Raw genomic sequence first — 12818 nt, 5'->3', positions numbered from 1 at the left:
ATTTTTGTGGAAATCAGATGATTACGAAGCATTAACGGTCCCGTTCTCATCATTATAATTATACACTCCCTGCTTTAGCTTTTTAAATATTCTCCTTCGCAAATATTCGGGCGCTAATACCCTCATTCCTTCTGCATACCCCAATATCTCTCTTTCCAGCTCAAAATTCAATTGTACTTTCAGATTGATGATAATCCCATCTTCTTTTGTTTCTACTATTTCCTGAGAATGATGCATCGGTTTGGTCGTTACATACGGTGCATGCTCATTGCTCACAAATAGTTTTACATTATTGGCCCTCGATGTACTACTGACGGTTACGCCTACGACATCCTTATAATACTCTGACGGGGTAATTTCTTCATTATCAACATATAAAGCGTCTTCTGCTATTACCAGATTCCCAATTCTGTCCAGCGCCAGGTGCATGATCGGCAAGCCTTTCCCCTTCACCCCTACTGCAAACCAGCGATTCTTAAACTCTTTCAGCCACCACACATGAAAAACAAAGGAATTCTCTTCCCTGGCCCGGAACGACTGATAGGTAATCATTACCACCTTTTGCTGTATAACGGACTGATAGAGTATTTCCAGGTGTTCCAGTCCCTTCAGCCGCTCATTCTTTTCAAAGTCGATAACCGTTTGAGAGTTATGCGCAGCAGCATATACGTGGTCTTCTAATTTTTGTACCACCTCATTCAGACTACTAAAATGAGAAAAGCCCTTGAATTGTTTCAAAATTTCCACCGCTTCATTCATACGCCCCAGGTCCTGCTCATTCAACGGTATATTGGTAATACTGTATCCAGGGTCCTCATAAGTATAATACTTCCTGCTTACAACAATGATAGGAGCATTATATCCCAGTTTGTCACTCCGCATCAGCTGCAGGTCCGCCTGTACGGAACGCCGGCTAATGCCTTTATCAATCCCTTCATAGTCATACAAGGCTTCAGAAACTGCATCTATGAGGTTCTCCAGCGTCCACTTTCTACGTCGGTTCCGCAGGCAGGCATCAATAGTCTTATAGCGGATCAAAGCATTTTTGTTGACGGGCATCCGTAGAATTTTTCAAAAAGTAGGAAAAAAAATCTATTGCGCAAAAAAACTGCGCACTTGTCTTCAACCTTTGCATTGTACACGGGAGAAATGATTGTAACAGACCTGATGGTGGTTTCACTGATAGCCCTCATAGTATTGCCGGTCCATGGCGGGTAATATGCTGCTGTTATAAAAATTGATTTCCGTGGTTGAGGGTTCGAATCCCTCTCCTTTTTCTGGTAAAGGCTCATTGGTTGAAACAAACAGATGGACTGAAAATCCACTAACTGTAAGTTGACAGACTTCAAAACTGTCACCACCCGTTGAAAACAGGAAAAGCACCCTGGCACAGAACAAAAGGTTCTATAGCAGTCCGTTGCCGGCCTGACAAAGGCAGATACCGTGGTTGACTGTTCTCCGGCTTTTAAGTGCCCCCAAAGCTTAAAACCTGTTGAACAAACATCCACTTAAGCCAGGCTCCGCCTGATACAGATAGGATGTTTTACCCTGTTTTCTTTTTACTTTTTAAAATTGATATATGACACTTAGAACAAACGTTGCTGCTTATCACAAAGCATTGGTATTAAAAAACAACAGATTTGTAAAATTACTGGCAGAAGGAAAATATTGGGTAGCTCCCGGGGAAACTGTGATCAGTTATGATATGGCCCAGCCTTTCGTCGCGCCTTTAGATATAAATATACTATTACAGGAACCTGCACTGGCAGAAGCATTATTAGTTATTGACGTAAAGCAGAACGAACTGGTGCTGTTATACGAAAACGGATTATTTAAATCCGTCCTGGCTGCCGGAAGGTATGCTTTCTGGAAAGGGATCATTACATATACTACTATCAGTATAGACCTTGGCAAATACGAGATTACAGAAGCCGTAGACCGGGCGATCCTGTTAAGACAGGATCTTGTTCCTTATGTAAGGGTATATACAGTAGAGTCTTATGAACAGGGCTTGTTATATGAGGACGGAAAGTTCCGTAAGAAGCTGGAACCTGGTATTTACTACTTCTGGAGAACACCAGCTGCATTAACCGTGTATAAATCAGATACCCGTCAGTTACAGATGGAGATGAACGGACAGGAAATTCTTACAAAAGATAAAGCGAATATCCGTTTAAACTGCTCTTTGCAGTACAAGGTATCTGATATCCTTAAGGCAGTAGAAAACAAGGAATACGACAAGCAGTTATACGTATTACTACAACTGGCATTAAGAGAACAGGTTTCTGCCTATACACTGGATGAACTCCTGGATAAGCGGGATGCTATTTCCCCGCTGGTACTGTCTGCCGTAAAAGAAAGAGCGGAGGCATTAGGTGTTACGGTAGCCGATTGCGGTATCAGGGATATCATCTTACCAGGTGATGTAAAGGAGATCATGAACCAGGTATTGGTAGCGGAGAAGAAAGCGCAGGCTAACAGCATCATGCGCCGGGAAGAGACGGCCAGTACACGCAGCCTGCTGAACACCGCCAGATTGATGGAAGAAAACGAAATGCTTTTTAAGCTGAAGGAAATGGAATACGTTGAGAAGATCGCTGACAAGATCAGCAGCATTTCTGTAAATGGCGGGGGAGACCTTGTCGGACAGTTAAAGCAGATTTTTATACCACAGAAAAAGGGATGACAATAGTCATCCTTTTTTATATAAAACCATGGTTTTCAGGGATGCCCGGACAATACAAAGATGTGTAATTTTATTACATGCTTAAAATCGTCATAACTACGTTTTTTGTTCTGTTGACTATCGCTATCGGCAGTTATTTTTTCCTTTCCTACAGGTTGGATACAATCATTGTATATGACAGGGAGGAAGCCTATACCAATGTAGGTAATCACCTTTCCATAAAGCCGGAGTTCATGATCAATAGCGATAAAGAGTTAAGGGTTTTCCTCAACTTCGAAAACGTACATGAAGTGACACATATAAAGACACTTGATGTTACAGTAAGTGCTTCTTCTTTAGCATCCGTTACTTCAAATCTATGCGATACGAATCCACTAGTGCCAACTTTTTTCGAATTACCGGAGAATTGCAAACTGGTACATCCCGGTTATGAATCTTCTTCCGGTTCTATTACTTTCGCATTCGATAGCCGCAAGGCAGGCAACAGTTATCTCGTTACTGTGAAAGGAACTATTCTCACCAACCCCAATCAGCCACCTACTACTTTCACCAAACAAATTACTATCAAAAAGAAAACAGTTCTCAGCGAGAGAAGCTGGCTATTTTAATGCTTCTGACCAAAGAAGTGGCGAAGGTAATTGCTGATTGCTAAACTCTATATGTGTCACTCTTCTTTTATGATTATTGTTTGTTCTGTTGGAAGCATGTAGAAGTAATGGCCGCATAATCATAATACCTCCTTTTAAAACACCACACACAACTTCTGATTCTTCATTCCAGTTTATTGTTTCTGCGCGATAAATACCTTTCCTGTGCGACCCCGGTATTACCCTTAGTGCGCCATTGTTCTCGTCTGTATCGTCCAGGTGTATTCTGATTGTAAAATTGTTTTCCAGCACTGATAAAGGAGGTTGTACTGCATATTGATTTTGTTTTACAGTCCAGGGGCCAAAACCTGCTATATCAGTTTTTTCATTTACAGATATCGTCAGATCCTGATGATATGCAACAAACCAATTGGAATCTCCTGGTTTATCGAAATAAATAGATTTTACCACAGCATAGCCGGTTCCAAAAAGCTGTGTAATTATGGAAGATAATTTCTGTGTAAGGATGAAAGGAACGATATCAGGGATCTCTTTCAGGAACTGACGGATTGCAAACAGGTCCTTGGTTTTACGGAAAGTACCGTTTGAACTGTCTGCTTTTTGAATGATAGTAATCAAGTTTACTATCTCATCTTCTGTAAAAATATTATTGATGATAGTGAACCCGTTTTTCTCTATTTCTTCTTTCTTGCTGATGACATCCATGTTTTAAAAATAATACATTATTCGGGGAGCGCATAACTACATCACAATTAATTTATTAAATACTGATAGCTATTATTGACAAAAAAATATTCTTTTCAAAATTTGTTATTATCAAAAAAATAAATGCACCTTTGCATTGTTAAAATAAATACAACGACGGAAATGAAATTTATACAGCTCCATACAAATCCAAAATGTTCAATTAGTCCTGTAGAGGATTTATTGACTGCAGGGCGAGTTATGCTGTAGAATAAGTTTAAATAAACGAATTCAATATAACACAAGCCCTGCAAGAAATTGCGGGGCTTTTTATTTTTTAATAATTCAGCCGGCACATGCAATTACATTTTGAAAATATAGGATTTACAATCATGAATGATATACTAATATCAGGCGTAAGCTATTCTTATAATCCTGGTAAACGTAACAGTATTTATCAACGACCTTTTTATATATGGCCATAAATAACGTATGCCCATAAAGTAAAACCCGGTCGTTCATCACGACCGGGTTTTTTATTTTTCACTGGCCTGTAGCTCAATGGTTAGAGCATCTGCCTTATACGCAGCTGATTACTGGTTCGAGTCCGGTCAGGCCAACATTAAAGCAAACCCGTACGCTTCGGCGTCAATAAAATAGTGTATTAAAATGAGGATGATGTACAATTTAATTACTAGAAATTTTATTTCAGATAACGGAAGATATCCCGGTTCAGTGTCCGTTTCTGTGTCAACAAGAATATACCGGGTAACTCCTCTTGTTGATAATTGTAATCGGCGAATGTACGCATTAGCCAAGGCTACACCATCTATTCAGTTATCTGGATAGATGAGTGCTGGTCTGTATAATTTTTCACCCGAAATATTTACTTATGAGAATCGCAATGGAGCCCAAACAGGCCGCCCACAAAATAAAGCATTGGTATTTAATGCACTCTCGTGTAATTGAATTTCAGATAAATGGAGGAGAACCATTTACATTATTTGAAAAATTAACGGTTGAAAAACAAACAGCAATCACTAAGCAAATAAATTTCAATTCAAAGGAAATACCCATACTGGTACTAACTATTAATACCAGTACGTACGTGGTGAACACCAATGAACGATTTATAAAAATTACTTCGAAAAATATTGAATCAGTTTATTATGAAGAATTTGAAACAATAGTTTTTTATCAATCTATTCATTCTAAAATAGAAAAAATGTCGCCCACAAAACTTGTTGATATCGGACTTAAAAAAACAGATGGGGACATGGTTTTCTGGAAAATACCTGCCGGTGAATTTTACCACTTCTGGGATGTTGCAAGACGGGTAGATACGATAAGAATAATAAACGATAAATAATTATCAAACTTTTTTACAATGATACTGATAGGTGATTTACATGGTGAATACCTCAATATTTTATATAAGATCAATAACCTTGAAATAAGGAATACAACACTTATACAGGTTGGCGATTTTGGATTAGGCTTTCATGACCTTCATCATGATATCAAAACACTATCCGGATTAAATAAGTTCCTGCATGAAAAAGGGAATTCGCTTTATCTGATCAGAGGTAATCACGATAATCCTTATTTCTGGAATCACCGCCAGGAAATTCAGATGAAGAATATCTTCTTTGTGCAGGATTATGAGGCAGTGACTATTGAAGAGCAGAAAATATTATTTATCGGTGGTGGTATCTCTATTGACAGAAAGAACAGAATAGCCGGAAAAGATTACTGGATAGATGAAGAGTTTGTATTAAACCCGGTATTACTGGACAATGCATGTGCTGCAGGAATTGATATGGTCATTACACACATTGCGCCCAACAGCGCATGGCCATACTCCTTTACTCCTGTAGTAAATCATTATGTAAGCAGGGAACCAGGATTAGCCAACGCTTTATACCAGGAACGTAGCAATATGAATGTTGTGTATCAACATGCAAAACTGGCTGGTTGTAAGCAATGGTATTATGGGCATTATCATCAATCTATGGTAGAAGAAAAAGAAGGTGTGCTGTTCCGTTGTCTGGATATAGGAGAGATGTACCAGCCAACAGTCTGAATGAGTTGTTGCTGATGTCGAATATATGCAATGTCACCCCGGATTTCTTTCCAGGAATCCGGTTTTAACTTTATCACTTTAAAAAAAATTTTATGGCAGAAAAAATTGTAAAAACACCCATACAGGTAGCCGCACAATTGCAACGGCAGTACCTGATGTTTTATAATAAAAACGGAGACGAGTATAATCTCTTTAACCTGTTCTCTTATGCAGAACATGGTGAAATACTAAACAAAGTCCCCTTAGGCCCGTTTGAGATACCGGTGCTGATACTTGCTACCTGCGATGATAATTATATCGTGAATACCACTACCAGGTTTATAAGAATCGGTCCCTCATCTTGTGAGTCCGTTTATTATACTGATTTTAAGAGCCATTTAAGCTTAATATTATCACAGACTTTCAAAAAGGATGTAAAACCAGGTGGTTGGTTTGGAGAAGCCAGGCTGGAGAAAGTTAACGGGGAATTGATTTATTGGGATATACCTATTGGTATACCAGGGGGAGGGTTTCAATATATCACCGGCAGATGTAGCATAATCGGAAGAAGGATTTTAATTATACCCTAATTAATATCCTCTTCCTATATCCTTTCATGAAAATTATACTTATACAGTAGGCCCGTTCCCCTTTCAGGGAAATAAAATTCGGGGCGAATAAAACCAGTGTGCTAGTCCAGCTGAGTACTCTGAAGCATCAAAGAAAACTTGTTTCCCATGTTAATTTTCACACTCTTTCCTTTCAGCCATTTCTTAATGTCCTCATTGTCTGAAAGCACCTGGAACAAATCCCTCGCAATAGCAGAACCTCCAAGATCATTGGTAACACGACCGTTAATGATCTCGAGATTAAAGCTATAACCGGATTTCTCCCTGTTGCCAATTGCTTCAAATTCTCCTTTACTCATTTCAAACACCTGGTCTCCTGCAATTGATCTTTTCAATAAGATCTTAATCACAGAAATAAACTTTCCCCAAAATGGTAAATACTTTCCTACCTCGTTACCCATAATTTATTTTTCTTCTAATGATGTATCGCTACGTAACCTGATTATGAACAAATCCTTTCTTTAAACAAATTGCCTTGACGAAGTGATCCGTGATTGTTTACAAACGTTGGTTGATAGTTTAATCTTAAGCGGCTTTGTAACTCCCAGGATGGATATCTGCGAAGCTGAATACAAAAATACTCCTATTAAATGAAAAAGGGTCTTAACGTAAGACGTTAAAACCCTTTTTTTGCTCCCCCTTCTGGACTTGAACCAGAGACCCTCTGATTAACAGTCAGATGCTCTAACCAACTGAGCTAAGGAGGAGTGTTTTCCCGTTTCGGGATTGCAAAAATAGACAATTTTTTATTCCTGCAAAATCTATTCGGGATTTTTTTCCAATTTACTTTGGAAATTTTTCTGACACAGCATCTACAGATATCAGCAAACGCTCTCCCAAAGCGGAATTACGCGTACTATGATTCACAAAAGGAAGATCTAATTTTGTTACGGCGAAATAAGGAAATGACTTTATCACCTTGCAGGAATGCCCCAGTTCCACTAAACTATCCCTATATCCCGGTGTTGTAAAAAACAAACCCGGCTTATCACCTGCTACACTTTCATACCTTTCTACCGGTGCATCCAGGTAAAATTCCATCGCATAAGAGTTCACCCTGTAAAAAACTACCGGCTGACCCCGCAACTCCTTATTTGCATAAAAAGCTGCTGCACTTCCACTCTGGTATTGCAATACATCCGGGTAAAACATTCCGTTCAAAAACAGATTCAATGCTACACTGGCCAGACAGGTACGGAAAAAAACACGTTGCAGGCCCTCTAACGGAAGGAAAATAAATAATGATACTACCAGCAGGATCAACACGACTGTCACATAGTTAACCGCCGGCTGATATAGCAGCCATAATCCAACGATTGCCACCCCGATGACACTCATGATCACATATTGCGTGATCCGGAAGAATTTCAGCCCCTTCAACGATAAAATATATTGAGCGGTAAGAATAGCGAAAAAGGGAAAGATAATATTGAGGTAATGCGGTAACTGGAAACTGGAAAGAGAGAACAACACAAATGTTGCCAGCGCACCACAGATACAATAATATTCCCGCTTTTCTCTGCGGAAAAAGACAATCACCGCTGCATACAGGAATATCGACCAGGGCAAAAAGGCCCATAATACCGTATGGAAGAAAAAGGAAGGATCTCCCTGCCCTTTGATAGGCCCTGTATTCATAAACCGGCCAAACTGACTATCCCAGAAAAAGAAACGGATACCGGATACGCCCGTTTGCCCAAAGATGACCTTCTCCGGATGCAGATCAAATTGCTGCCGCAAAGCATACAACTCAGGCAGGATAAAGATGCCAATAAGCACGGCTACCAGTAACCAGCGTACATGGAACAACTCCTTCCACTGTCGGGTAAAGAGGTATTGCCCGGCAATGGCACAGCCTATCGGTACCAACGCAAAAGGTCCTTTGGTCATTACAGCACAAGCGGCAAACAAAGCTCCCAATACCAGGTGGAAACCACGCCCCCTATAGAGATGATATACACTGGCGATGATCAGACCGGTAAGGTAAGGCTCTGCCCGAACATCATTGCTGGAGATAATCAGGTGTTCTGCCGATAGCAGGATGCATACCGCCCAACGCCCTGTCTGAGCCCCGTATAAAGCATGTGCGAACCGGTAAGTGTAGATCACCCCCATCATTAAAAAGAGGATGGCAGGAAGTTTATAAGCGAGCGTGTTAATACCCAAAAAATTGTAGGAGAGCGCCGTTATCCAGAAGGGAAAATGTGGCTTATCCAGCCAGTCATGCCCGTCTGCAAACAGGTTCAGGTAGTCGTGATGCTGTACCATATATTTGGCAATGCCGGCATATAAAGCGCCGTCAGGTTCCATAATGGTAACATTCAAACCCGTAAAATGCAGGAATACAAGCAGCCCTATAATGAATATGCTGACCTGTTTTTCTGAGAAGGAGGAAGAAGACATGTGCAAAAATTACAGCATAGCTGGCACTTCCACAAGAATACGTTTGTCTTTAATGGAAAATTAACGTGGCTACCACCCGAACAGCCCGGTTTTCTCTAATCCGATATACACCCCGTCTTCCCGTTGTTCTACGGGGTAGGTTTTCAGGTAAAATCCTTCTCCGCTTGAATTATACCCGTTCTTTACGTTAAACCGGTACCGGTGTAACGGACATACCACATTCCCGGAATCATCTATAAACCCATCTGCCATAATACCGCTGGCATGCGGGCACTTATATGCGAACGCATATAAACTGCCCTCATAGCGGGTACAACAAATTTTCTTTCCATGAACATCCAGCACAGTAATCTCCTGGTTGGTCATCGGAAGATCTTCTACCCGATGCCAGTTGTATTGCTTTGCCATTAATAGAAAAATTCTGACTTGTAAGGAAACCGTTCCCGGTATAGGTTCATGACTTTATCCATAATGGTCTGGCGAAGCTCCTCAATATTCTTCTTTTCCAGGGCAGAAATGAACACACAGTTTCCCTGTGAACGGCGTTCCCAGTCAGCTTTCATCTGTGTAAGGATATCCTGTTTAATATCCTCGGCCAGCCATTTATCGAACGTATTCTGTTCGTAAAGGTCCATCTTGTTAAAGATCATGATGGTAGGCTTGTCAAAGGCTTTCAGCTCCTGCAGCGTGCGGTTCACCACTTCTACCTGGTCTTCGTACTGCGGATGGGAGATATCTACCACGTGCATCAGAATATCACTTTCACGTACTTCATCAAGGGTAGACTTAAAACTCTCTACCAGGTGATGGGGTAATTTGCGGATAAACCCTACGGTATCACTTAAGAGGAAAGGCGTCTGGTCAAATACTACCTTGCGGGTAGTGGTGTCCAGTGTTGCGAATAATTTATTCTCTGCAAACACCTCACTTTTACTCAGCACGTTCATGATGGTACTCTTGCCCACATTGGTATATCCTACCAATGCCACACGAATGTATTCACCACGGTCTTTACGCTGGGTCAAAGCCTGCTTGTCGATTTCCGCCAGGCGTTTACGCAATAAAGAGATCTTATCCTTGATAATACGACGGTCAGTTTCAATTTCCGTTTCCCCCGGACCACGACTACCAATACCACCTCCCTGTCTTTCCAGGTGACTCCACATCCCTTTCAGGCGTGGCAGAATGTACTGATATTGTGCCAGTTCCACCTGCACTTTCGCCTGGGCCGTGCGGGCACGCCGGGCAAAAATATCCAGGATAAGGTCACTGCGGTCTATCACTTTTACGTTCAGGACCTTTTCTATATTAGCTATCTGGGAGCCAGACAGCTCATCATCGAATATTACCAGGGTAATATTCCTTCCGGTAATGAAATCTCTAATTTCTTCCAGCTTACCCTTACCCACAAAGGTTGCCCTATCGGGACGGGCCATCTTTTGTGTGAAACGTTTTATAATAGGAGCTCCTGCTGTTTCCGCCAGAAACACCAGCTCGTCAAGGTACTCCTGTACCTGACGCTCAGTTTGTTCCTTGGTTATCAAGCCCACGATCACCGCTCTCTCTTCCTGTTGTACAGCTTGTTTTTTCTCAATCAAAGTATCTGATAATTTTTACAAAGGTAGCAAATTAGATGCTGACACTATTTTCCCTACATTTATTCCTCCAAACAAAATCTAACATGCTCAAACCTCCTTTGTTAACATTACTATTTATAACAACTATGGCCACGGCGCAACAGAAAATGACGCCTGAGCAACTCTGGCAATTAGGCAGAGTAAGCGGGGAAACGATTACAGCAGATGGCAAAACAGTTGTTTATGGCGTATCGCAATACAACATTGCTGAAAACAAAAGCGAAAAGAACCTTTATGCTATCCCGTTAACCGGCGGTACCGCACAGCAGATCACAACAGCGGAAGGCGGAGAAGGCGACGTTGCAGCCCTTTACGCTCAGAAGATCGGCTATTCCTTAAAAGGACAATGGTGGGAAATGAACGCAGATGGTACCGGTGCGATACAACTCACCAACGTAGAAGGTGGATTGCAGAATATACGCCTGGCCCCGGATGGTAAACACATCCTCTTCTCAAAAGATGTGAAGATCAAAAAAGTGAGTGGCGCGGATCATTACCCGGACCTTCCAAAGTCAAACGTACAGATCTACGATAACCTGAACTACCGCCACTGGGATGCCTGGGAAGACGGTAACTTCCAGCACGTGTTCTACGCTACCTACGAAAATGGTCAGGTAGGAACTCCTGTGGATATTATGGAAGGAGAGGCCTTTGATGCGCCTCAGATGCCTTTCGGCGGTACAGAAGATATGATCTGGGCTCCCGACAGCAAAAGCATTATATACGTTTCCAAGAAGAAATTCGGTAAAGATTACGCGACCAGCACCAACACAGATATTTACGAATATAACCTGGAAACCAAAGCTACCAAGAACCTTTCCGAAGGTATGCCTGGTTACGATCTGGGCCCTGTTTTCAGCGCTGATGGCAAATACCTGGCCTGGCAAAGCATGGCCAAAGATGGTTATGAGGCCGATAAAAATGATATCATTGTCCTGAACCTTGCTACCGGTACGCGTACCAATCTTACGAAAGACTGGGATGGCACAGTATCTTCTATCTACTGGAGTAAAGATGGCAAACAACTCTACTTCCTTGCCGTTGTAAAGGGTACTGAACAACTGCTGGAAATAGCATTACAGAAAGATATAACGGCTACAACAGCCAGGCATATACGCCAGGTAACGGAAGGCGATTTTGATATCAGTGCTATCCTTGGTCAATCAGGTAATACACTGATAGTATCCCGTATGGATATCAACCACGCATCTGAACTGTACACCGTTTCTTTGCCTAAAGGCACAATGCAGCCACTTACAACAGTGAACAAAACGGTGTATGATAAAACAGGCATGTGTAAGGTGGAGAAACGCTGGATCAAAACGACAGATGGCAAAGACATGTTAAGCTGGGTGATTTTCCCTCCCGACTTTGACCCTGCAAAAAAATATCCTACTCTGCTGTATTGCCAGGGTGGCCCACAGGCCGCGCTGTCACAGTTTTACTCTTACCGCTGGAATTTTCAGTTAATCGCTTCTCAGGGGTATATTGTAGTGGCACCTAACCGTCGCGGTATGCCTGGTCATGGTGTGGAATGGAACGCAGCCATCAGTAAGGACTGGGGCGGACAACCCATCCGCGATTACCTGAGCGCCATTGATGCCGTTAGCCAGGAACCTTATGTAGATAAAAGCCGGCTGGGTGCTGTAGGTGCCAGTTATGGCGGTTACTCTGTCTATATGCTGGCGGGCGTGCATAATAATCGCTTTAAAACATTTATCGCCCATGATGGTCTTTTTGATCTGAAAAGCTGGTATGGTACTACAGAAGAACTCTGGTTTGCCAACTATGATATCGGAGCTTACTGGGACCCTGCCAATGCTAAAATCTATAAGGAATTTAATCCCAGTGAATACGCCAATAAATGGAATACGCCGATCATGATCATCCAGGGCGGGATTGATTTCCGGGTTGGTATAGAACAGGGATTACAGGCTTTCCAGCTGGCCCAGTTAAAAGGCATTAAAAGTAAACTGCTTTATTTCCCTGAAGAGAATCATTGGGTGCTGAAAGCGCAGAATGCACTGGTATGGCAACGTGAATTCTTTAAATGGTTGACTGAAACACTTTAAATAATATACGATCGTAAACAGGAAATTCCTGTTTACG

At 41.7% G+C, this 12818-nt stretch carries 12 protein-coding genes and 2 tRNA genes; 7 read left to right on the top strand and 7 right to left on the bottom strand.

What is annotated here, in order from left to right; genetic code table 11:
• Positions 1-21: 21 nt before the first annotated feature.
• On the bottom strand, positions 22-1059 hold the full coding sequence (locus GO495_RS18480) for a helix-turn-helix transcriptional regulator (protein ID WP_157301204.1): 1038 nt from the start codon (positions 1057-1059) through the stop codon (positions 22-24).
• Between the two features lie 520 nt (positions 1060-1579).
• Here GO495_RS18480 and GO495_RS18475 point away from each other — a divergent pair.
• A complete protein-coding gene (locus GO495_RS18475) occupies positions 1580-2686 on the top strand; it encodes a slipin family protein (RefSeq protein WP_157301203.1) in 1107 nt (368 codons plus the stop codon).
• 77 nt (positions 2687-2763) lie between these two features.
• On the top strand, positions 2764-3294 hold the full coding sequence (locus GO495_RS18470; RefSeq protein WP_157301202.1) for a hypothetical protein: 531 nt from the start codon (positions 2764-2766) through the stop codon (positions 3292-3294).
• On the opposite strand, the gene GO495_RS18465 is transcribed toward GO495_RS18470, so the two are convergent.
• Positions 3286-3999 (bottom strand): phytanoyl-CoA dioxygenase family protein, encoded by a 714-nt coding sequence (locus tag GO495_RS18465; RefSeq protein WP_157301201.1) that lies wholly within the window; start codon positions 3997-3999, stop codon positions 3286-3288. The genes GO495_RS18470 and GO495_RS18465 overlap by 9 nt on opposite strands.
• A gap of 526 nt (positions 4000-4525) precedes the next feature.
• On the opposite strand from GO495_RS18465, the gene GO495_RS18460 reads away from it, so the two are divergent.
• The 4 genes from GO495_RS18460 to GO495_RS18445 all read left to right on the top strand — a co-directional run bounded on the left by GO495_RS18460 (position 4526) and on the right by GO495_RS18445 (position 6630).
• Positions 4526-4598 (top strand) — tRNA-Ile (locus GO495_RS18460).
• Positions 4599-4870: 272 nt separating this feature from the next.
• Positions 4871-5347 carry a hypothetical protein gene (locus GO495_RS18455; protein ID WP_157301200.1) on the top strand — a complete coding sequence of 159 codons (477 nt, stop codon included), beginning with the start codon at positions 4871-4873 and terminating at the stop codon, positions 5345-5347.
• A gap of 18 nt (positions 5348-5365) precedes the next feature.
• Complete coding sequence (locus GO495_RS18450; RefSeq protein WP_157301199.1) at positions 5366-6061, top strand: metallophosphoesterase; 696 nt, start codon at positions 5366-5368, stop codon at positions 6059-6061.
• Positions 6062-6153: 92 nt separating this feature from the next.
• A complete protein-coding gene (locus tag GO495_RS18445) occupies positions 6154-6630 on the top strand; it encodes a hypothetical protein (RefSeq protein ID WP_157301198.1) in 477 nt (158 codons plus the stop codon).
• A gap of 101 nt (positions 6631-6731) precedes the next feature.
• On the opposite strand, the gene GO495_RS18440 is transcribed toward GO495_RS18445, so the two are convergent.
• The 5 genes from GO495_RS18440 to hflX all read right to left on the bottom strand — a co-directional run bounded on the left by GO495_RS18440 (position 6732) and on the right by hflX (position 10670).
• Complete coding sequence (locus GO495_RS18440) at positions 6732-7070, bottom strand: hypothetical protein (protein WP_089781363.1); 339 nt, start codon at positions 7068-7070, stop codon at positions 6732-6734.
• A 232-nt stretch (positions 7071-7302) separates the two neighbouring features.
• Positions 7303-7376, bottom strand: a tRNA-Asn gene (locus GO495_RS18435).
• A 76-nt stretch (positions 7377-7452) separates the two neighbouring features.
• On the bottom strand, positions 7453-9072 hold the full coding sequence (locus GO495_RS18430) for an ArnT family glycosyltransferase (protein WP_157301197.1): 1620 nt from the start codon (positions 9070-9072) through the stop codon (positions 7453-7455).
• A 69-nt stretch (positions 9073-9141) separates the two neighbouring features.
• The gene (locus tag GO495_RS18425) at positions 9142-9480 is read right to left on the bottom strand and encodes a Rieske (2Fe-2S) protein (protein WP_157301196.1); all 339 of its coding nucleotides are present in this window, start codon (positions 9478-9480) and stop codon (positions 9142-9144) included.
• The gene (gene hflX / locus GO495_RS18420) at positions 9480-10670 is read right to left on the bottom strand and encodes a GTPase HflX (protein WP_157301195.1); all 1191 of its coding nucleotides are present in this window, start codon (positions 10668-10670) and stop codon (positions 9480-9482) included. The genes GO495_RS18425 and hflX overlap by 1 nt, the downstream gene beginning before the upstream one ends.
• A gap of 83 nt (positions 10671-10753) precedes the next feature.
• Here hflX and GO495_RS18415 point away from each other — a divergent pair, with 83 nt between their 5' ends.
• Positions 10754-12781: a S9 family peptidase gene (locus tag GO495_RS18415; RefSeq protein WP_157301194.1), complete on the top strand. Its 2028-nt coding sequence runs from the start codon at positions 10754-10756 to the stop codon at positions 12779-12781.
• Positions 12782-12818: the final 37 nt, after the last annotated feature.

The sequence above is a fragment of the Chitinophaga oryziterrae genome (genome assembly GCF_009758125.1).
Classification (GTDB): Bacteria; Bacteroidota; Bacteroidia; order Chitinophagales; family Chitinophagaceae; genus Chitinophaga; species Chitinophaga oryziterrae.
This window is presented reverse-complemented; position numbering and strand designations above follow the sequence as displayed.

Excerpts from the sequence above, each read along its gene's own strand:
- GO495_RS18480 (WP_157301204.1), bottom strand. The coding sequence starts at position 1,059 with ATGCCCGTCAACAAAAATGCTTTGATCCGCTATAAGACTATTGATGCC.
- GO495_RS18475 (WP_157301203.1), top strand. The coding sequence starts at position 1,580 with ATGACACTTAGAACAAACGTTGCTGCTTATCACAAAGCATTGGTATTA.
- GO495_RS18470 (WP_157301202.1), top strand. The coding sequence starts at position 2,764 with ATGCTTAAAATCGTCATAACTACGTTTTTTGTTCTGTTGACTATCGCT.
- GO495_RS18465 (WP_157301201.1), bottom strand. The coding sequence starts at position 3,999 with ATGGATGTCATCAGCAAGAAAGAAGAAATAGAGAAAAACGGGTTCACT.
- GO495_RS18455 (WP_157301200.1), top strand. The coding sequence starts at position 4,871 with ATGAGAATCGCAATGGAGCCCAAACAGGCCGCCCACAAAATAAAGCAT.
- GO495_RS18450 (WP_157301199.1), top strand. The coding sequence starts at position 5,366 with ATGATACTGATAGGTGATTTACATGGTGAATACCTCAATATTTTATAT.
- GO495_RS18445 (WP_157301198.1), top strand. The coding sequence starts at position 6,154 with ATGGCAGAAAAAATTGTAAAAACACCCATACAGGTAGCCGCACAATTG.
- GO495_RS18440 (WP_089781363.1), bottom strand. The coding sequence starts at position 7,070 with ATGGGTAACGAGGTAGGAAAGTATTTACCATTTTGGGGAAAGTTTATT.
- GO495_RS18430 (WP_157301197.1), bottom strand. The coding sequence starts at position 9,072 with ATGTCTTCTTCCTCCTTCTCAGAAAAACAGGTCAGCATATTCATTATA.
- GO495_RS18425 (WP_157301196.1), bottom strand. The coding sequence starts at position 9,480 with ATGGCAAAGCAATACAACTGGCATCGGGTAGAAGATCTTCCGATGACC.
- GO495_RS18415 (WP_157301194.1), top strand. The coding sequence starts at position 10,754 with ATGCTCAAACCTCCTTTGTTAACATTACTATTTATAACAACTATGGCC.